The organism is Caballeronia sp. SEWSISQ10-4 2, from assembly GCF_030464885.1.
GTDB lineage: Bacteria > Pseudomonadota > Gammaproteobacteria > Burkholderiales > Burkholderiaceae > Caballeronia.
This window is the reverse complement of record NZ_JALPRJ010000073.1, coordinates 11,413-30,113: the sequence shown is the minus strand read 5'-3', so window position 1 is coordinate 30,113 and position 18,701 is coordinate 11,413. Positions and strand designations below refer to the sequence as shown.

Below are 18,701 nucleotides of genomic sequence, written 5' to 3'. Positions count from 1 at the left end.
TTACCGGTTTATGTAACCGGTAACATTGGACGCATAGTAATATGCTTCTTGTTGCCTGAATGTTCGCGTTTTCCCTAATCAACGTTTATTCAACCTCTCATATCGTTGTCGATGATCAAACCGAAAACGGATAGCGCCACAGGGATAGCCGGAACTGTCGAAGACGCGGCCCTACCTCCCGCAATGGAGCGCTCCACCGCACGTCGCGCGCGAAAAAATACCGGGCGCGTGACGTTGAGCGATCTGGCGGCCCTGATCGGTGTCACTAAAGTCACCGTATCGCGCGCATTGAACACCCCTGAACTCGTGTCGGTGAATACGCTGGAGCGTGTGCGCGCAGCCGTGCAACAAACCGGCTATACGCCTGACCTGATCGCCGGCTCGCTGGCGTCGAACCGGAGCCGCCTGATCGTCGCGCTGATCCCTGCCATGGCGGGAACTGTTTTTCAGGAAACGGTCGAGGCGCTGACTACAGAGCTTGCCGAGGCTGGCTATCAGTTGCTGATTGGTCAAAGCGGCTACGACGAGTCTCGTGAGGACGCGTTGATCGATGCCATCCTCGGACGGCGGCCAGCGGGCATTGTGCTGACTGGCGTCGTGCACTCCCAGCACGCGCGGCAAAAACTGCGTGAGTCCGGGATTCCGGTGGTGGAGACCTGGGATATCACTCGCGAACCGATCGACATGCTGGTCGGTTTTTCGCACGAAAAGGTGGGGAAAGCGGCCGCGCAACACTTGCTCGCGCAAGGTGTAAAGCGGGCTGCGGTGATTGCGCCGGGCGACCGCCGCTCCCAGGTGCGAACACAGGCCTTCCTCAAGGCGTTCGCCAAGGGCGCCGCAACGGACCCGGCCGTCGCGATTCCCGTTGTTACGATACCGTCGCCCGCCAATATGGGTGACGGCCGCCGCGGGCTGGCGAGCCTGCTGGACGAACATGCGGATATAGAAGGGGTATTCTGCGGCGCGGATATCCTGGCGCTAGGCGCGTTGATTGAAGCACGCGCGCGCGGCATGGACATTCCCCGGGAGTTGCGGGTAGTCGGTTATGGCGATTTGAATTTCGCGAAAGACACGGACCCGCCGTTGACGACGATCCGGATTGACGGAACCCGGATTGGAAAACTGGCCGCCTCGCTGTTAGTCGACCGGATCCAGGATGGCGAAGTCGACCGGCGCGTGGTCGACGTGGGATTCAAACTGATCGAGCGCGAAACAAGTTAAGGCGGCGCGCACCAGCAAGGTGGCCGCGAATGCATTGATCGACTTGCATTACAGCGCAACCGTATAGTCGTTATCTAACGCGCTTGCGCCTGCGCCAACCGCCTATCATGCGCAGCAGCAGCAAGACCAGGACTGCGATACCGGTGCCGCCAGTAGCCGGAATGAGCATCGCGAAAAGGGGGTCGTATTTGCTGGAGACCGTTCCTAAATAGTATTTCTCGATCAACACCTCCAGCGTCGCCCCCAAAGAGAGCAGGAACAGCATGGTTGCCAGCAGAAGCAACCCCGCAAGCACTGCGCTGATAACACCGCGCGGGGCGACTACGTCGCGCCCGGATGTCGGTGATTGCCCGTTAAGCGGAATTTGAGTGGTCATGACGATTCCGATCTGTTCGTTCGTGCGGTAAGGCGTGGCAGAAGTGTACTTTCCCCGGGAAAGGCCAAAGGTGCAAAAGCCTTCTGGCAGCGGCCCGAATCACGAAAAATAGCGCTGCGCCATCGGCAGACTAACCGGAATAATAGTCGAACTCCATTCCGACCTCTTACTGCAGGAAGTTTTCGATGCAGGCCCTCGCCTTTTAGTCAGGCTCGGTTGGCCGAATTGTCTGCAGTAAAGAGACGCACGCGGCACGCTCGCCCGCGTTGGCACCCACCTTCATCAAACGCGCTCTCGGGAACGAGACAGGCGCCAGGACCGCGCCGCATCGCGGGGTTCTCGCAGTCAACGAGCGTGGTGTCGCGAAACGAAAATGACTATTTGATCGCATACAATACGTATACCGTGCACCTGAAGCGAGCGAAACAACGTGACAGCATCTCCCCTTACTACAACCCCGGAAAAACTAGGCGAACTGGCGTACCAGACTCTGCGGCGAATGATCCTCCACAAGGCATTACGCAGCGGCGGCCCCGTCGTCGAAGGGCGGCTTGCCGAGGAACTCAACATCTCCCGCACGCCCATGCGCGAAGCATTGTTGCGGCTTGAGGGCGAGGGTCTGCTGGCGCGCGCGGGCGCCCGCTCTTATTCGGTGCGCTTCGTTGGCGCGCAGGAATATTTTCAGGCAATGAAGGTGCGCGAGCTGCTTGAGGCGGAGGCTATCGGCCTGGCCATCGGCAAGATTGACAAGAAGCAGATCCAGCAACTGATCAAGAAGATCAAGGCTTTGCGCAGCGGCCAGCAAGAGCAGGAGCACTGGCAGGTCGACGACCAGGTCCACACCATGATGGCGCGTGCCAGCGGCAATGACGTGCTCGCGCGGATGATCGAAGTGGTGCGTACGAACAGCCGGCTGTTCGAACTCTCCACGCCATTCAACCGCATAGAAGAAGATCGCGCGGAGCACCTTGCGATCCTCGAAGCATACGCAGCCGACGACGCTGATGCCGCACGCAACGCCGTTCGCACGCATCTGCAAAACCTGCGCCGTTTCGTGGTCGACCGCCTGAGTGAAGGCAGCGGTGTCTGAACCGGATCTGTCCGATCAGGCTCGCGCCAGCAGATCCGCAAGTGCGAGCGCGATCGTCTTGGTGGCAAGACGCAGATCGTCCAGCGCCACGCGTTCGTCGGCTCGATGACCGTTCGCTTCCAGCAGCGTGCGAGGCCCCGCGCCATAGATGACGGTTGGAACGCCTGCTTCGCAGTACAGCCGGGCGTCGGTGTAAAGCGGCACACCTTCGGTCGGGATATCCTGCCGCAGCGTCGTCTTCGCGGCGCGTTGCAATGCCGCCGACAAGCGCTCTGCCCCGTCGATGGAACGCAGCGGCGAGGTCACCAGCACCTCACGCACCTCCACGAGAATGCCCGGCAAACCGGCCACCGCTTCTTCTATCAAGGTCTTTAGCTGCGACACCACGGCTTGCGGATTCTCTTCCGGCACCACGCGCCGGTCCAGGCGCAAGCGGACCTTGTCCGGCACCACGTTCGTATTGATCCCGCCTTCGATCAAGCCAACCACAAGCGTCGGATGATCGATGCCGGGTGTGCTCGATCGAATGGTCTTCAACACCTCGCGATGTCCATAAAGCGCGTTGAGCACCGCGGTCGAAGCTTCCAAAGCATCGTGTCCGGTGTCGGGCCGTGCTGCGTGGGCGGACTTGCCGCGCACGATCACTTCGAGGTGAATCGCGCCGTTGTGCGCGGTGGTGATCGAATAGGAGAAGCCGGCGCAGATCGCGTAGTCGGGCTTGACGATACCCTCCTTCAGCAACCACGCCGGACCGATCAGGCCACCGCTTTCCTCGTCGTAGGTCAGGTGCAACTCGACGGTCCCATGAAGTTCCGCCCGGCTTTCGATCAACGCCTTCAACGCGAACGCATAGGTCGCGAAGTCCGACTTCGATACCGCCACGCCCCGCCCGAACATCCAGCCATCGCGGATTTCGGCGCCATAGGGGTCGGTGGACCAGCCGTCGCCTGGCGGAACGACATCGCCGTGCGCATTCAGCGCGATGACCGGTCCATCGCCGAAACGATGCCGCACGACCAGATTCGTTGCGCTGATCATGCCGGCACGCGTGACATCGGCGTGTGGGACCGGATGGCGTTCGACCGTGAAGCCAAACGATTCAAGCGCAAGCGCGGTCATCTCTGCATGGCTCGCGCAGTCGCCGGGTGGATTGTCCGAGGGCTTGCGCACGAGCGCTGCCAGAAAGTCGACTTCGGTAGCGAAGTGGCGATCGACCGTTTCCAGCAGGGTCAATGTAAGCAGATCTTCATTCATGGTGACTTGGAAAACTTGAAAAGGATTAACGCAACGCTGATGGCAATGACGGCGATCGCATTCATCAGTGACGCAGGATCTTGCCGACGAATTCGCGCGTGCGAACTTCCTGCGGGGCATCGAAGAGTTGCTGCGGCGAGCCGGTCTCGATCACATGACCGCCTGCCATGAACACCACTTTCGACGAGACCTCGCGCACGAAGCTCATCTCATGCGACACGATGAACATCGTGATTCCCTCCGACGCCAGCGCGCGAACGGTATCGAGTACTTCGGTGACAAGTTCGGGGTCGAGAGCCGCCGTGACTTCATCGAGGAACAGCACGTTCGGCTTCAACGCAAGCGCGCGGGCGATTGCAACGCGTTGTTGCTGACCACCCGACAACTCGTCTGGATACGCTTTCAGCCGATGCCCAAGGCCCACGCGAGTAAGCAAGCTGATGGCGTGCTCTTGCACCTGCTCGCGTGGCCAGCCCTTGATCCTGGTGGGCGTGATCATCACGTTTTCCAGCGCCGTCATGTTCTGGAACAGGTTGTATTGCTGGAAGACGATCGCAATCTCCGAGCGCAATGCACGCACGGCCGCCTTGTCCGCATAATTCACAAGCTTGCCGTTCAATCGGACGGTGCCATGTTCGGGCGGCAACAGTCCCGTCAGAACGCGCAGCAGCGTGCTCTTGCCCGACCCGGAAGGTCCTATCAGGCTGACGATCTCGCCCTTCTCCACCGAGAGGTTGATGCGCTCAAGGACCGTGTGCGGCCCATACGATGCCCTCAGATCAACGATTTCGAGTTGCGGCAAGTTTTTTCTCCAGGCGCTTACCCAAGCGCGACAACGGGTACGACAACACGAAATAAAGCATCAAGACCGTTCCGTACACGAGCCATGAAGAAAAGCCCTTGTTGGTCAGCACCTTGCCGGCGGACGTCAATTCCATCACGCCAATCTGCGAGGCCAGCGCGGTGTCCTTGATGAACATGACGAAAAAGCCGAATGTAGGCGGCACGACCACGCGCCACGCCTGCGGCACGATCACGAAGCGCAATGTCTCGAAGGTCGAGAAATTCATCGTCTGCGCGGCTTCCCACTGGTTTCCATGCACCGATTCAAGTCCGCTTCGAATGATCTCGCCAAGGTAGGCCGACGCGATCAGGCAAACGCTCAGCGACGCAACGGCGAACGTCGAGAGATTCGCTTTCGACGACTGGCTCGCGAAGAATACGAGCATCAGCGTCACTAGGAACGGGATGCGGCGAAACAGGAAGCAATAGGCGAATGCGAGCGCACGCAGGGGCGCCATCGCACGGGAGCGCGTAACGCGGACAATAGCCACGACGAAACCCGCCAGGAATCCCGCGAAGCAGCCGAGCGCCGACAGCACGAAGGTTGCAGCGAGTCCATCCAACAGTAGCGTCAGGTTGTAAAAGGAAAATAGCTGCGCGATCTCGGCCTGTGAGGAAGCGAACATCAGAACACCTTGATTTTGGCGCGGCAGACATGACGCCCGATGATCGCCAGTGCGAAGGTCGCGATCAACGTGACCGCGATATACAGGACCGCGGCCACGCTGAACGCCTCGACGGAGAGATACGTTTGGGAACTAAGGTTGTACGTACGGCCCGTCAGTTCCTCGACGCCGAAGATCGACGCCATCGACGTGCCGAGCGTCATGACAATGAACTGGTTTGACAGCGGCGGGAACATCACTTTCAGCACGTGCGGCAGGATCACGTGCCGCACGATCTGCGGCGTGGAAAAGCCGAGCACTTCGGCGGCTTCGATTTCCAGCAGCCGGACCGAATTGAAACCGGCGCGCTGGATCTCGCACAGATACGCGCCCGCGTTGAACGTCGCCCCGATGAGCACCGCCGTGAACGGCGACAGCGTTACGCCGATCTCGGGCAGCGCAAAGAACAGGAAGAAGATCTGCACGAGTTGCGGCGTGTTGGTCGCGAAGATCACATAAGCCGTTACCGCCCTGCGCAAAAACACCGGCCCGTAGCGCAACACAGAAGCGCATACGAGGCCGATGACCATGCCGAACGCAAACGCGAGCACGGCAATTTGCAGGCTGAGCCATGCACCGCCAAGCAGATAAGGCCACTGCTGGAGAATGGGCTCGAAATGTAGGGTCATCGAATAGTGGCTCCCGCCGGATGCGCAGCGCTCGTCCGTTCGTCACGACCGCAGCGCTGCCGTCGGTTTCGCTTACTGTGCAGGGGCAGCGGTAGGATCATGCAGCATCGCACTGCCGAACCATTTCTTCCAGCTCGCGGCGACAAAGCCGCTCTTGTGCAACGCATTAACTTCCTTGTTCAAGCGCTGCGTCAACGCCGTATTGCCCTTCTGCACGCCGATACAGTCGTAGTCCACTTCGATCGGTGCGTCAACCACGCGCCATTTCGTCGGGTAGTTCTTCGTATAGCTCAGCATGAAATCGAGCACGTCGATCAATGCATCGGCGCGGCCCTGGGCAATCGCGCGCACGGCGTCCGGGTAGTTGTCGAGGATCAGGAGTTGCGCCTTGGGCAGCTTTTCCTGGATCAGCGGGATAGGCGTCGTGCCACGTACCTGAACGAGACGCACCGCCGGATCGTTCAACTGCATCCAGTCCGTGAAGGGCTTCGCCTGCGTCGTCAGGACACCGAGCACTTCCGTATTCACCGGGTCGGTGAAATCGATCACCTTCAGGCGGTCCGCGTTGCGCGTCATGCCGCCCATCACCGCGTCGATCTTGTCAGTCATCAGGAATGGCACGCGATCATTGGACCCCACCGGAACAATTTCAAGCTTGACGCCGAGCGAGTCCGCAATCTTCTTCGCGATGCTGACATCGAAACCGTCGATGTTGTTCTTCGCGTCATAGGTGCCGAGCGGCGGCAGGTTCGGGTTAATGCCGAACACGATTTTCTTCGATGCAATGATTTCGTCGAGCGTGCGGGCGCTGGCGTCGAACGAGCCGAGCAACGAGCAAGCGGCAAGACCTACGGCGAGCAGGCGGCTCATGAGAATCAGGGATTTCATGCGGTAACTCCGTAAAGGGTTCGGGAAGATGGCTCACAGTTCTGGCGTGCGGTTCGGGTACTCCCGGACTCTCTTAATTTTGACCAATTTACGTATACGAACCGTATACGATAATATAAAAACATCGACGAAATTAGTTGTCAAGGGAGGCTGTCCCATGCTGAATGCCGAGACCATGCGCATCAATAAAACAGGCCACGCCGCTACTGTCTGGTTTTTCTTCGACGGCCAGCCGGCGTCGGCCCGCGTCGGCGAAAGTGTGGCGGCCGCCCTGTTCGCGTCGGGGACGAAGACCTTGCGTACGAGTCCGCGTGAATGTGCGCCGCGCGGGATGTTTTGCCTGATGGGGTCTTGCCAGGAATGCCTGGTCATGGTCGATGGCTGCCGCGTGCTTGCGTGCCGGACCGCGGTCGCTGATGGAATGCACGTTGAGAAGGTACCGGAGGCCGGCAGCGATGCCTGACTTCGACGTCCTCGTGCTCGGCGGCGGACCGGCTGGTGTGAATGCAGCGCTGGCGGCGTCGGCGGCGGGTCTCAAGGTTGCGCTGTTCGACGAGAACGCGGCGGCCGGCGGCCAGGTCTATCGCGCGCCGGTCAGCGCCGTGGCGCCGTTGAGCGCGGACCAGCAAGCGGAGCAACCCGGCGACACCCTGCGGCGCGAACTGGCTCAAAGTGCAGTCGCTACATACTTCAATCACGTGGTATGGGCCGTCACAGCGGATTACCGCGTCGATGCCGCCGGTCCAGCCTGTCCCATGCATTGCACTGGGCGCGCGCTGATTGTCGCCACGGGAACCACGGAACGTATCGTGCCCTTCGACGGGTGGACCACACCCGGTGTTATCGGACTCGCCGCCGCGACAATCCTCCTTAAATCGCAGGGCATCCTGCCGGGCCGCTCGACGCTAGTTGCCGGCTGCGGGCCGTTGCTCGCGGCCGTCGCGGCGAAGACCATAGAAGGCGGCGGCAAGGTCGAGGCGATTGCGGATATGGCAGGCCTTGGCGACTGGGGACGCACACTGCCCGCCATGATGTCGCGCCCTGACCTGATGCGCGAAGGGTTTCACTGGTGGCAAGATATCAGCCGCGCGGGCGCGCCCATTCTTTCGCACCACACCATCGTCAAAGTCGAGCAAGCCCATGACGGGCTGCGCGCGACCCTTGCGCCCTGCGACGCGGCGGGGCGCCCCGTCTCCGGAAAACGCCGCAGCGTGGTCGCCGACTGCATCGCTGTCGGTCACGGCTTGACCCCGTCAACCGAGATCACGCGCCTCCTGCGGGCCGAACACCGGTACTCGCGGCAAGCGGGCGGCTGGATCGCCGTCGCCGACCAGGACGGCCGCACGTCACGCCCGCGGCTCTACGTGGCGGGCGACGGTGCAGGCATTGCCGGCGCGGCTGCAGCAAGCCACCACGGCACGCTCGCAGGGCTCGCGTGCGCCATCGACCTTGACGCCACTGACACCGACCAGCTCTGGTCGCATGTACTGGCCGCACGCCAGGCACATGCAAAGGCTGCGCGCTTCGGCCGTTCGATGGCGCAATTAATGGCGCTGCGGCCCGGCCACATCGACAGCATTGGGCCGCAAACGATTGTCTGCCGATGCGAGGACGTGACCCGTGCCGAGATCGACGCCGCCTGCGATGCCGGCGCACACGACGTGAATCAGCTCAAGGCCTGGACCCGATGCGGCATGGGACCGTGCCAGGGCCGCACGTGCGGAGACGTTGCGGCGGAACTGCTTGCTGCACGCGCTCACGGCGGCTCACGCGAACGCGCGGGCTGCTTTTCGGCTCGCACGCCGTTGCGGCCAATGACGGTGGAAGCGCTCACTGGCAACTTCAGCTATGACGACATTCCCATCCCGAAGGCGGCGCCCCTATGAAACGGGCAACAACAACCGCATTCGATGTCGCCGTACTCGGCGGTGGTGTGATGGGATGCACGACCGCACTATTCCTCGCGCGTGCCGGCATGCGTGTGGCGGTGATCGAACGCGATGCGCTGTGCCGTGGCGCGTCGGGCGTGAACGCCGGCACGTTGACGCTGCACATGACGCGCGCCGCCCTCGTCCCCTACGCTATCCGGGCATGGGACATGTGGATGAACACAGGCGCGTGGCTCGGCCACGGCGTGCTCGCCACCGCTGCGCCCGGCCTTTCGCTCGCCTTCACGGAGCACGAGAAGACGCTGCTACAGCAACGCGCGGCGGCAAGATGCAAGTACGGCGCGCAGATCGATCTGCTCGACCGGGATGCCGCGCTCGGCGTGGAACCCGGCCTGAATCCAGTGGTACTGCAAGCCGCGTACTGCGCAACGGACGGCTTCGCAAGCGCCTATCTCACCGGCCGCGCCTACCATGCGGCATTGCGCGAAGCGGGTGTGCATGTGTTCGAGCAGACGCCGGCAACGCGCATCGACCGGGTCGCCGGGATGTATCGCGTGAGCGGTCCCGAGGACGCAATCCGTATCGACGCGACGCGTCTCGTGATGGCGGGCGGCGTATGGCTGGAACCTCTCCTCGCCATGCTCGATATCAACATCCCCGTCAAGACGCTCGTCAACCAGTTGATCGTCACCGAGCGCATGCCGCCCGTGATGCGCTCAGTGCTTGGCATTGCAAACGGCTTGCTGTCGATGAAGCAGTTCGCCAACGGCAGCGTGCTGATAGGCGGCGGCTGGCAAGGCATTGGCAATCGCGTGCGCGGCGGCGTGGAGACTGTGCCGGACAATCTGATCGGCAATCTCCGGCTTGCGCAGCATGTGATCCCCGCGCTCGCGAAGGCACGCGTGGCCCGCATCTGGCTTGGCCTCGAATCCGAAACCGCCGACGCCATGCCAATGATCGGCGCGCTTCCCGGTCTTCCGGACGCCTGGGTAATCGGTTGCGTGCACTCCGGTTACACCAGCGGTCCCTACATGGGCAAGCTGCTATCCCAAGCCATGCTCGGTGAAGAACCCGAGCTACCCCTGTTCGATCCGGCGCGGCTCGTCGTTCCTGTCGAGGCGCCTGCTCAACCTCATCGAGAAAAGACAGAATGATTCCCACGCATGCCGATCCATTCAACGGCGTTTATGCCGCCACGCTGTGCCCTCTCGACGCGGACGGCCGACACCTAGACGAAGCCGTGCTCGCGCGGCATATCGAGACGGTGGCGAACGTCGACGGCATTGCCGGCCTGTTGGTGAATGGCCACGCCGGCGAAAACTTTGCTCTCTCGGCAGCGGACAAACGGCGGGTAGTGGAAATTGCGCATGCCGTCTGCGGCAATCGCCTGATCATCGTAGCGGGCGTGAATTCCGAGGACAGTTACGAAGCGCAAGCCCACACAAACGATGCAAAGCAGGCAGGCGCCGACGCCATGCTGCTGTTTCCGCCGTTCTCGTGGGCGCTGTCGACCGATATCGACACTGTCCTCACGCATCACCGGATCGCCAACGCCGAGGCTCGCCTGCCCATGATGCTGTATCAGGCCGGTGTCGCCACGGGCGGCATGGCCTACACGCCGCAGATGCTCACCGCGCTCGTCGGCTTGCCCGAGGTCGTGGCCATCAAGGAAGGCAGTTGGGAAACCGCCGCGTACGAAGCAAACCGCCGGCTCATCAAGTCGATCGCGCCGCATGTGGCCGTGATGGCTTCCGGCGACGAACACCTGTTCACCTGTTTCGCGCTCGGCACCGAAGGCACCCTCGTCAGCCTGGCCGCCGTCGTGCCTGAACTGATCGTAGCGCTGTATCGTGCTGTCGAACGCGGCAATCTCGCCGAGGCGCAGCAGCTTCATGCGCGCGTCTATCCGCTTGCGAAGGCCATCTATGGAACTGCGCCCGGCTCGCACGCCAACGCGCGCCTGAAAGCCTGCCTGCACTTGCTCGGACAGTTCCCGCATCCGTCGATGCGCCCGCCCATCCCGCCGCTCTCCCACGCAGAAATGGCGCGTCTTGATGACGCGCTCGCCATCGCCACCAGCGCTCAACGGAGTGACTCATGACGCCCACCCTAACCCTCATCAAGGGCGGCCGCATCATTACGGCCGTCGACGACTATGTCGCCGACATCCTCGTGCGAGGCGAGCGCATTGTCAGCATCGGGCTGGACCTCGATGCGGGTCCGGATGCCCGCGTGATCGACGCAGCCGGACTGCTCGTGTTTCCGGGCGGCGTCGATTGCCATACGCATATGGAGAACACCTTCGGGCCGTCGGTGACGGCTGACAACTTTGCGTCAGGCACGCGCTCGGCAGCCTTTGGCGGTACCACGACGATTATCGACTTCGCGCTGCAGACAACCGGCACGAGTCCGCTCGATGCAATCTCGCGGGCGCAGTCGAAGGCAGCGTCGGTGGCGAGCATCGACTATGGCTTTCACGTGATCGTGACGCAGGTGGACGAGCGCGTGCTCGGCGACATGCAATATGCGATCCGTCACGAAGGCGTATCGAGCTTCAAGATGTTCATGGCGTATCCGGGCACGGTCATGTCGGACGACGCCGCCATTTTCCAGGCGATGCGCATGGTCGGCCAGCACGGCGGGATGATCGCGTTGCATGCAGAGAACGGCACGATCATCGACCTGTTGATACGCGAGGCGCTCGCGCAAGGTCACACGTCGCCGCGTTATCACGCGTTGACGCGGCCCGCGATCATGGAAGGCGAAGCGACACATCGCGGCATCAAGCTCGCCGAACTCGCCGAAGCGCCGGTCTACTTCGTTCACCTCTCGGCAAAAGAGGCGTTGAAGCATGTGATCGAGGCGCGCGATCTCGGCATTCCCGTGTTCGCGGAGACCTGTCCGCACTATCTCTTCTTCGACGAATCTGCGTACTCCGACGACAGCTTCGATCTCGCGCGTTACGTGATGAGTCCGCCACTGCGATCGAAGGAGGCGCAGAAGGCGCTCTGGACCGCGCTCAAGACCGACGATCTGCAACTGATCTCGACGGATCACTGTCCGTATTGCATGAAGGAAGGCCATCGTGGCAACGTCAACCAGAAGCCGTTAGGACGTGACGATTTTTCGAAGATCCCGAACGGCGTTCCTGGCGTCGAAACGCGCATGACGGTGGTCTATGACGGCGGCGTACGGAGCGGCCGCATCACGCTTAATCGCTTTGTCGAGTTGATGTCGACTGCGCCGGCCAAGCTCTTCGGCCTGTTCCCGAAGAAGGGAACGATTGCAGTTGGCAGCGACGCCGATATCGTCCTGTTCGATCCGAACGAGTCGCACACGATCAGCGCAGACACGCAACACAGCGATTGCGACTTTACGTTGTTCGAAGGTCGCGAGGTCACGGGCCGGGTGAAGAAGGTGCTGCTACGGGGAGAATTGCTGATCGACGACGGCGACTGGGTCGGACGGACCGGCCAGGGAGAGTTCGTCGCGCGCGGCGAACTCGGCGGCCACTGGTAGAGCGAGAACGTCATGCCGATCTACGAGCATGCCTGCGATAGCTGCGGAGCGTTCGAATCCATGCGCCCGGTTTCCAGGCGCGATGAGCAGGTGCCCTGCCCGGAGTGCGGTGCGTTGTCGCCGCGCGTCGCCAGCGGCTCGACGGTGCGGCTGGCGACGCGCGGCGGGAAAGTGGCTACGGAAGAAGGCGCCTATGGTTACAGGCATCAAGGCGGTTGCCGTTGCTGCCGTTAGACATTCAGCTCGAACGATAGCAACAATGCTCTTGCATACGCTGCCAATACGAGCCACCTTCATCGCGCCGATCGCGTATTGGCCGTCGGCACGCTCGGAGGAGCAATGGAATCGGACACCGCGCCGGCAGGCTCGCAGATGACCCGGTTGCGGCCACCGCCTTTGGCCTCATAGAGCGCGGCATCGGCCGCATTGATGAAGGCCCGCAGTGTCGCAAAGCGCGGCTCTGACGTGCATGCGACACCGATACTGACCGTAACGATGTGATAAGGGCTGGCCACGTGACGGCGGTCAAGCTCCTGCACCGCCGCACGCATGATTTCCGCGACCCGAACTGCGCCCGCCTGCCCGGTATCGGGCAGCAGCACGGCGAATTCTTCCCCGCCATAACGTGCGGCGGTATCGCCCGGACGCCGGATATTATCGCCAATGCATTGAGCGACCGCCACGAGCGCATCGTCGCCGGCCGAGTGGCCGTACAGATCGTTGAAACCCTTGAAATGATCGATGTCGATCATCAGCAGCGACAGCGGCAGGCCGCTGCGCTGCGCACGACGCCATTCCAACTCGGCCATTTCGTCAAACGCCCGGCGGTTGCAGAGCCCCGTCAGCCCGTCGGTTCTCGCGAGCGATCGAAGCTCGGTTTCCATGGCGATACGGCGCCTGAGTTGCTGCGCGAACAACACAGCCAGCGTGAGGATGACAACGTCGACAGCACCGACCAGCGACCAGATGATCCACGCGCGACGATGCCACTCCGCATAGATGTCCCGGCTAGCCATGGCGACATCGAGAATCAACGGAAAATTTCCGATGTGCCGGAACGCATACCAGCGCTCCACGCCATCGATCGCAGCAATGCCGAAGAACTCGCCACTCGGCGCCTGGGCAAAGCGCGTGTAGTTGGCCGTGCCCATGAGGCTCCGGCCAATGATCTTCGGGTCATAGGGCCGGCGCATCAGCATGGTGCCGTCCGCCAGCATCAGCGCCATCGAGCCGCCCTCGCCCAGGTTCATGCCGGCAAACAGGTTGCGGAAATAGTTCAGGCGCATGGTTCCCACCACCACCCCGGCAAAGCTGCCGTCCGGATGTGACAGCCGCCGGCTCATGGCGATGCTGGTGCCGGTGGTCATTCGCGGTTCGAACGGATGACTAACGTACAGTCCAACGTTTGCCGCGTCGTGGTGGACCTTGAAATAGTCGCGATCGGACAAGTTGACGCGGCGCGGCGGATCGACCTTCGAGTCGATGATGATGTTGCCGCTCTCGTCGAGAACCAGCAACGAACCCATGTCCTTGGCGGTCGTGGAGCGGTCGAACAGCACCATCCGGCGAAGGGCGGGCGGCAGGTTGCGCACGGCGGGGTCCTCGAGGCCCTCAATGACCCCCTGCAGCGACAGGTCATAGAGTTCAAGGTTGCGCGCCGTGTCGCGTTCCACCAGCAGTGACACGTTGATCGCTGCTTCCTGTGCCCGTCTGAGCGCATCGTGCCGCATCTCGGTCAGCACCCAGGCAGCAATCCCGAGAATCGCGCACGCGATGAGCACGCTGACGCCGATCACCGCATTCGGCCGCCGGGTCATGTCTTTACTGCCAATGCTACGGAATCTTCAAAAACCATTGCGCCGTCCGATCGTGGCTTTCGCGAACCTTACTGCGAATTGATTTGAGACGGCGAATCGCCGCACTTTCGGGAGAATGAGTGAAGCGTATCAGGTATTAATTCCAGTTCATTGCGTGAAAACCGTCGATTTTCCTGCTTAATCCATTTTTTTGTCCGCTTCCATGGACATGGCGGGAATGCGTGATCTGCGGCACTGCATTCTTAAGTATCGAAATACAGATAAAACTCCCATGGATGCGGCCGCAGTTTAATCGTGTCGAGCTCGCGTATGCGCTTGTATTCGATCCACGTCTGGATGACGTCGTCGGTGAATACATCGCCTTTGCGCAGGAAGGCGTTGTCGGATTCGAGCGCCAACAGCGCGTCTCCGAGAGAGCCCGGCACCTGCCGTATATTCCCGGCTTCTTCAGGCGAAAGGTCGTAGATATTGCGGTCAAGCGGATCGCCGGGATCGGTCTTGTTTTCGATGCCATCGAGGCCAGCCATCAGCATCGCCGCGAAAGCGAGGTACGCATTGGCCGAAGGATCGGGGCAACGGAACTCGACCCGCCGAGCATTCGGCGAACTTGAATACATGGGAATACGCGCCGCGGCCGAACGGTTGCGCTGCGACATGGCGAGATTGACGGGCGCCTCATACCCCGGCACAAGACGCTTGTAGGAGTTCGTCGTTGGCGCGCAGAAGGCCATCAGCGCGGGCGCGTGTTGCAGTAATCCGCCGATATACCACCGGCATATCTCTGAAGTCAGCGCCCACCCATCGGCGTCGTAGAAAAGATTTTCGCCGTCTCTCCACAGGCTCTGGTGACAATGCATGCCGCTCGCGTTGTCGGCAAACAGCGGCTTCGGCATGAAGGTTGCCACTTTGCCGTGCCGGCGCGCTACGTTCTTGCAGACGTATTTGTAGATCATCACGTTGTCGGCCATGCGCGTCAGTGTCTGGAAACGCATGTCGATCTCGTTCTGTCCGGCGGTCGCCACCTCGTGGTGATGCACTTCTATCTGCACGCCCGCCTGCTGCAGCGTCAGCGCAATCTCCGAGCGAATTTCCTGCAACGTGTCGCTCGGCGGGACCGGGAAATAGCCTTCCTTGTAGCGCTGCTTGTAGCCGAGATTTCCGCCGCCGTACGCCCCTTCGTCGCGGCCAGTGTTCCAGTCGCCCTCGGCGGATTCTACGTAGTAGTAGCCGCAGTGCTGGTCCTGCCCGAAGCGGATCGAGTCGAAGATGAAGAACTCCAGTTCCGGTCCGAAATAACAGGTCGTCGCGATCCCCGTCTGACGCAGATAGTTCTCCGCTTTTTTAGCGACGTAGCGCGGATCGCGCGAGTACGGTTGCTGCAGCACGGGATCGACGACGTCGCAGATGATGGACAGTGTCGGTGTGCTGCAAACCGGATCGATAAAAGCAGTCGCCGAGTCCGGCCTCAACAGCATGTCGGACTCGTGGATCTCCTGGAAACCGCGAATCGACGAACCGTCAAAACCGATCCCCGCGCTGAACAGGTCTGGGTGGACTTCAGGGAGTGTGATCGAGAAATGCTGCCAGAGTCCGGGTAAGTCGGTGAACTTCAAATCGACGATCTGGATATTGTGTTTCTGTAGAAGGTCGATCACCTCGCTCGCACTTCCCGGTCGCGTGACGCGATAGCTGCCCGGTTCGACGGACACCCCGAAAGGCGATCCGGACACTCCTGGCGTAGTGGACATGAACGTTCTCCTGTTCCAGCCCTTCGTCTATGGACCAACCTGACTGTCCGCGTGCGAAAGCAAGGTCGCCCGGGCGCGGCTAGCGGTCTTCCTCCAGTGCTTTCAAATGGGCGTCGCCGGCGTCTTTGGCAGCAGCGCGTGTTGAGTAGGTCTCGTCTGAAACCAGCGCACGTTTGACGTTTTGTGCCGTGAAGTCGACCAGCGTGATGACCCAGACATACTCGCCAGCCTGCTCGGCCGTTTGCACGAAGGCGCGTACGGTGTCTCTGTTGCCTGCATTCATCGTGAACTCCTGAGGAAAGATCGCGCAAAGAAAACGGCTTGTGTACCCGCTGGCCGGGTTACGTCAGCCTGGCGATAATCGGGCTGAACTCGCTCTTCGTGAAAGCACGCAACGTCTGTGTGCGGACATTGCCGGCGGACCCGAGCGCGACACCGAATGCGGCGAGGCTTTCGTCATCCGGCGCCTCGATGATCGTAACAATGTCGTAGTTGCCCAGCGTCCAGTAAATTTCCTTCATCTCGCAGCCAAAGCCTTTCGCCATTTCCGCCGCCTGACCGGCCCGTTGCGGGCTGTTTTTGATGGAGCGGATCCCTTGATCTGTAAATTGTGCAAGAACCACATAAGTCGCCATGACGATTCCCCTTACGATTAAAACATGTCGGGATTCAAACGCGCTAGCGATGTCACGAACGCCACTGCACGGGTACGGTGAGAACCGTTTTGCGCGTAGCTTAATCTTAGGCAATGGAATGGAATGCGATGTGCCGTTTTCCGGCCTTCGGCAAAGTGTCCGCCGTAAGCGCTTAGTCCGCGAGAGCGTCCAGTTCGGATTCGACGCGGTTACGCCCTGCCCGTTTTGCCCTATAGAGGAACCGGTCGGCACGTTTGAGCAGTTCGTCTACCGTAGTGCGGCTTGAAGGATCCGAGGGAACCGCGACGCCAAAGCTCGCGGTCATCGTAATGTCGAGCCCGTCAGCGTTGACCGCCGTTCCTGCTATGCGCCGCCGAAGCCGATTCGCGATCTCGACCGCGCTGCGGACGTCGTTCACGTAGGTGAACAAAGCAAATTCCTCGCCTCCAATTCGCGCAAAGATATCCGCTGGCCTGCAGAGCTCCCGGCATGCTTTGGCAAGTACCTGCAGCGCGTGATCGCCGGCTGCGTGGCCATACGTATCGTTGATCTCCTTGAAGTGATCGATATCGAACATGATCAAGGCAGGGGTCGCGCCGCCGACGCGTGCCTCTCTCAACGCCAGGTGCGCCTTGCGAAGGAATGCGCGTCGATTCAGCATGCGCGTCAACGAGTCCGTATCAGCCATGATCTCAAGATCGCGAATCAAAAGGTCACGCTCCCGCTCAAGGCTCATCTTTGCGATGCTGTTCGCCTTGAGCACCGCGATGGCGCTAAAGAGCCCCAGTATTTCGTCTCGATTGCTGGCCTGCGGAACGGGTGTCGCAAACTTGCCCTCGGCGATCTCCTTGATCACGGTAGTCGCTTCGACGAACGGCTGGACGAAACGCCGCCGAAACACGGTGCCGGCCGCTAGCAATGCGCCAGTGAGAAGCATCGCCGCGAGCACCGCAACGCCCAGCAGCAAGCGCGCTTTGTCGCGGTGATCCAGCACATCGCTTTCAGCGAAACTCAGCACCTCGTCGCGGTAGGCGGTGATGGCGGCCATTGTCGGCACATAGCTCGCCGCGAGTTCCGCGGGCGATACACCGGCGCCGCCCGGCCGCAACGCGGCCTCCTGAATCCCGCCGAGATAAGCTATCCCGGTCCCGAAGTACTGCGCGTTCATATTCTCGAACGCCTGAGTGGTCAGAGCGGGGCGATTCCCGACCCGCGCCTCTATCAACTCGCGCAACGCGTCTATACGCCCTCGGGTACGCTCGAGCGCAAGCAGTTCCGCGCTGGTCAGCGGCCTGTTTGCGCTCAAGGCGGTGGTGAACCCCGATCCCAACTGGCCCGCCTGCTCCCGCAAATCGGCGCTCAGGCGGGCAAGTCCAAGGCAGTTGACTGCGTCCGGATCACCTCGAACGACAGCGCTTGCGCTGCTGATGACACTCGATCCGAACCAGGGGATTACATCGATCATATGCCTGACCGCACTGGATATTGCCGACTGATCGCGTCGCTCCTTGGGCAGATCGACGACGGCATCGACGTCTTCGCGCGCAGACGCAAGCCTTGCACGAGCTGTTTCAACACTCTGCCTCGCGGCTGCACAGTCATTGCATTCATGCGGGTCGAGTTGGGCGAGCAAATTCGCGATCCGGCGATCGCTCTCGGTGCGGGCGGACATCATCCGGCTGTGCGCGGCAACGGCGGCTTTCGCGTCCGCGCCCAACGCTCCGTTGGTGGGTCCCCGCTCCGCCGATACTTTCTCCATCGCCAGCAGAGTCGCGCGAAACTGTTCAAACGCGCGCGTGGCAGCCTCCGCTGCAGCATAGGCCTGCCATTGATGCACAACTAATCCAGCGGCCAGCAAGATCACCGGCAGCAATAAACTGGCTGCGCTCAAGTTGATTCGCCGCCTGATCGACGTTTCGCGCGCGGGTGTTTTAATCATCGCAATTGAAAAACGGGACACTGATGAATAGCTGCTTGCGGGATGGTGATTGGGGTGAGGCAGCTCAAGGAAGAGTCAAAACATCATTGGCTGCGCTAATCGGGGCTGATGTAAGGCATGAAGAATACCGGTCCACGCCTGTCCATGGAACCCTTGTATTCGTATGATGTTCGCTCGCGTGGCAGCCT

General features: G+C 61.2%; 19 protein-coding genes. 8 read left to right on the top strand and 11 right to left on the bottom strand.

Going from position 1 to position 18,701, the window contains the following annotated elements; translation table 11 throughout:
• Positions 1–183 precede the first annotated feature (183 nt).
• Positions 184–1,221, top strand: coding sequence for a LacI family DNA-binding transcriptional regulator (locus M0D69_RS34265; protein ID WP_301786266.1), 1,038 nt, complete (start codon positions 184–186; stop codon positions 1,219–1,221).
• 70 nt (positions 1,222–1,291) lie between these two features.
• Here the strand turns inward: M0D69_RS34265 and M0D69_RS34260 are convergent, their stop codons facing one another.
• Complete coding sequence (locus M0D69_RS34260; RefSeq protein ID WP_301786265.1) at positions 1,292–1,597, bottom strand: hypothetical protein; 306 nt, start codon at positions 1,595–1,597, stop codon at positions 1,292–1,294.
• Between the two features lie 430 nt (positions 1,598–2,027).
• On the opposite strand from M0D69_RS34260, the gene M0D69_RS34255 reads away from it, so the two are divergent.
• The gene (locus M0D69_RS34255) at positions 2,028–2,687 is read left to right on the top strand and encodes a GntR family transcriptional regulator (RefSeq protein ID WP_047845574.1); all 660 of its coding nucleotides are present in this window, start codon (positions 2,028–2,030) and stop codon (positions 2,685–2,687) included.
• Positions 2,688–2,702: 15 nt separating this feature from the next.
• Here the strand turns inward: M0D69_RS34255 and M0D69_RS34250 are convergent, their stop codons facing one another.
• The 5 genes from M0D69_RS34250 to M0D69_RS34230 form a co-directional block, all read right to left on the bottom strand.
• Positions 2,703–3,941 carry an ArgE/DapE family deacylase gene (locus tag M0D69_RS34250; protein ID WP_301786264.1) on the bottom strand — a complete coding sequence of 413 codons (1,239 nt, stop codon included), beginning with the start codon at positions 3,939–3,941 and terminating at the stop codon, positions 2,703–2,705.
• A 64-nt stretch (positions 3,942–4,005) separates the two neighbouring features.
• Positions 4,006–4,743, bottom strand: a complete 738-nt coding sequence (locus tag M0D69_RS34245) for an amino acid ABC transporter ATP-binding protein (protein ID WP_301786263.1) — start codon at positions 4,741–4,743, stop codon at positions 4,006–4,008.
• Positions 4,721–5,410: an amino acid ABC transporter permease gene (locus M0D69_RS34240; RefSeq protein ID WP_301786262.1), complete on the bottom strand. Its 690-nt coding sequence runs from the start codon at positions 5,408–5,410 to the stop codon at positions 4,721–4,723. Before M0D69_RS34240 ends, M0D69_RS34245 begins: the two co-directional genes overlap by 23 nt.
• Entirely contained in the window at positions 5,410–6,078 is a 669-nt protein-coding gene (locus tag M0D69_RS34235; RefSeq protein WP_301786261.1) for an amino acid ABC transporter permease, read from the bottom strand. The genes M0D69_RS34240 and M0D69_RS34235 overlap by 1 nt, the downstream gene beginning before the upstream one ends.
• A gap of 72 nt (positions 6,079–6,150) precedes the next feature.
• Complete coding sequence (locus tag M0D69_RS34230; RefSeq protein ID WP_301786260.1) at positions 6,151–6,966, bottom strand: transporter substrate-binding domain-containing protein; 816 nt, start codon at positions 6,964–6,966, stop codon at positions 6,151–6,153.
• 157 nt (positions 6,967–7,123) lie between these two features.
• Between M0D69_RS34230 and M0D69_RS34225 the strand changes: the two genes are divergently transcribed.
• The 6 genes from M0D69_RS34225 to M0D69_RS34200 are packed head-to-tail and all read left to right on the top strand — an operon-like array spanning position 7,124 to position 12,608.
• A complete protein-coding gene (locus tag M0D69_RS34225; RefSeq protein WP_301786259.1) occupies positions 7,124–7,429 on the top strand; it encodes a (2Fe-2S)-binding protein in 306 nt (101 codons plus the stop codon).
• Entirely contained in the window at positions 7,422–8,852 is a 1,431-nt protein-coding gene (locus M0D69_RS34220; protein ID WP_301786258.1) for an NAD(P)/FAD-dependent oxidoreductase, read from the top strand. The genes M0D69_RS34225 and M0D69_RS34220 overlap by 8 nt, the downstream gene beginning before the upstream one ends.
• Positions 8,849–10,009, top strand: a complete 1,161-nt coding sequence (locus tag M0D69_RS34215) for an FAD-binding oxidoreductase (protein ID WP_301786257.1) — start codon at positions 8,849–8,851, stop codon at positions 10,007–10,009. Before M0D69_RS34220 ends, M0D69_RS34215 begins: the two co-directional genes overlap by 4 nt.
• Positions 10,006–10,956, top strand: a complete 951-nt coding sequence (locus M0D69_RS34210; RefSeq protein WP_301786256.1) for a dihydrodipicolinate synthase family protein — start codon at positions 10,006–10,008, stop codon at positions 10,954–10,956. The genes M0D69_RS34215 and M0D69_RS34210 overlap by 4 nt, the downstream gene beginning before the upstream one ends.
• Positions 10,953–12,374: a dihydropyrimidinase gene (gene hydA / locus M0D69_RS34205; protein ID WP_301786255.1), complete on the top strand. Its 1,422-nt coding sequence runs from the start codon at positions 10,953–10,955 to the stop codon at positions 12,372–12,374. Before M0D69_RS34210 ends, hydA begins: the two co-directional genes overlap by 4 nt.
• A gap of 12 nt (positions 12,375–12,386) precedes the next feature.
• A complete protein-coding gene (locus M0D69_RS34200) occupies positions 12,387–12,608 on the top strand; it encodes an FmdB family zinc ribbon protein (protein ID WP_301786254.1) in 222 nt (73 codons plus the stop codon).
• Between the two features lie 59 nt (positions 12,609–12,667).
• Here the strand turns inward: M0D69_RS34200 and M0D69_RS34195 are convergent, their stop codons facing one another.
• The 5 genes from M0D69_RS34195 to M0D69_RS34175 form a co-directional block, all read right to left on the bottom strand.
• Positions 12,668–14,191 carry a sensor domain-containing diguanylate cyclase gene (locus M0D69_RS34195; protein ID WP_301786253.1) on the bottom strand — a complete coding sequence of 508 codons (1,524 nt, stop codon included), beginning with the start codon at positions 14,189–14,191 and terminating at the stop codon, positions 12,668–12,670.
• A gap of 242 nt (positions 14,192–14,433) precedes the next feature.
• Positions 14,434–15,939 (bottom strand): type I glutamate--ammonia ligase, encoded by a 1,506-nt coding sequence (gene glnA, locus M0D69_RS34190; RefSeq protein ID WP_301786252.1) that lies wholly within the window; start codon positions 15,937–15,939, stop codon positions 14,434–14,436.
• Positions 15,940–16,018: 79 nt separating this feature from the next.
• Entirely contained in the window at positions 16,019–16,222 is a 204-nt protein-coding gene (locus tag M0D69_RS34185; RefSeq protein ID WP_301786251.1) for a hypothetical protein, read from the bottom strand.
• Between the two features lie 58 nt (positions 16,223–16,280).
• Positions 16,281–16,574, bottom strand: coding sequence for a GYD domain-containing protein (locus tag M0D69_RS34180; protein WP_301786250.1), 294 nt, complete (start codon positions 16,572–16,574; stop codon positions 16,281–16,283).
• A gap of 172 nt (positions 16,575–16,746) precedes the next feature.
• The gene (locus M0D69_RS34175) at positions 16,747–18,465 is read right to left on the bottom strand and encodes a GGDEF domain-containing protein (protein WP_301786249.1); all 1,719 of its coding nucleotides are present in this window, start codon (positions 18,463–18,465) and stop codon (positions 16,747–16,749) included.
• Between the last annotated feature and the right edge of the window lie 236 nt (positions 18,466–18,701).

Excerpts from the sequence above, each read along its gene's own strand:
- M0D69_RS34265 (WP_301786266.1), top strand. The coding sequence starts at position 184 with ATGGAGCGCTCCACCGCACGTCGCGCGCGAAAAAATACCGGGCGCGTG.
- M0D69_RS34260 (WP_301786265.1), bottom strand. The coding sequence starts at position 1,597 with ATGACCACTCAAATTCCGCTTAACGGGCAATCACCGACATCCGGGCGC.
- M0D69_RS34250 (WP_301786264.1), bottom strand. The coding sequence starts at position 3,941 with ATGAATGAAGATCTGCTTACATTGACCCTGCTGGAAACGGTCGATCGC.
- M0D69_RS34240 (WP_301786262.1), bottom strand. The coding sequence starts at position 5,410 with ATGTTCGCTTCCTCACAGGCCGAGATCGCGCAGCTATTTTCCTTTTAC.
- M0D69_RS34235 (WP_301786261.1), bottom strand. The coding sequence starts at position 6,078 with ATGACCCTACATTTCGAGCCCATTCTCCAGCAGTGGCCTTATCTGCTT.
- M0D69_RS34230 (WP_301786260.1), bottom strand. The coding sequence starts at position 6,966 with ATGAAATCCCTGATTCTCATGAGCCGCCTGCTCGCCGTAGGTCTTGCC.
- M0D69_RS34225 (WP_301786259.1), top strand. The coding sequence starts at position 7,124 with ATGCTGAATGCCGAGACCATGCGCATCAATAAAACAGGCCACGCCGCT.
- M0D69_RS34220 (WP_301786258.1), top strand. The coding sequence starts at position 7,422 with ATGCCTGACTTCGACGTCCTCGTGCTCGGCGGCGGACCGGCTGGTGTG.
- M0D69_RS34215 (WP_301786257.1), top strand. The coding sequence starts at position 8,849 with ATGAAACGGGCAACAACAACCGCATTCGATGTCGCCGTACTCGGCGGT.
- M0D69_RS34210 (WP_301786256.1), top strand. The coding sequence starts at position 10,006 with ATGATTCCCACGCATGCCGATCCATTCAACGGCGTTTATGCCGCCACG.
- hydA (WP_301786255.1), top strand. The coding sequence starts at position 10,953 with ATGACGCCCACCCTAACCCTCATCAAGGGCGGCCGCATCATTACGGCC.
- M0D69_RS34200 (WP_301786254.1), top strand. The coding sequence starts at position 12,387 with ATGCCGATCTACGAGCATGCCTGCGATAGCTGCGGAGCGTTCGAATCC.
- M0D69_RS34195 (WP_301786253.1), bottom strand. The coding sequence starts at position 14,191 with ATGACCCGGCGGCCGAATGCGGTGATCGGCGTCAGCGTGCTCATCGCG.
- glnA (WP_301786252.1), bottom strand. The coding sequence starts at position 15,939 with ATGTCCACTACGCCAGGAGTGTCCGGATCGCCTTTCGGGGTGTCCGTC.
- M0D69_RS34185 (WP_301786251.1), bottom strand. The coding sequence starts at position 16,222 with ATGAATGCAGGCAACAGAGACACCGTACGCGCCTTCGTGCAAACGGCC.
- M0D69_RS34180 (WP_301786250.1), bottom strand. The coding sequence starts at position 16,574 with ATGGCGACTTATGTGGTTCTTGCACAATTTACAGATCAAGGGATCCGC.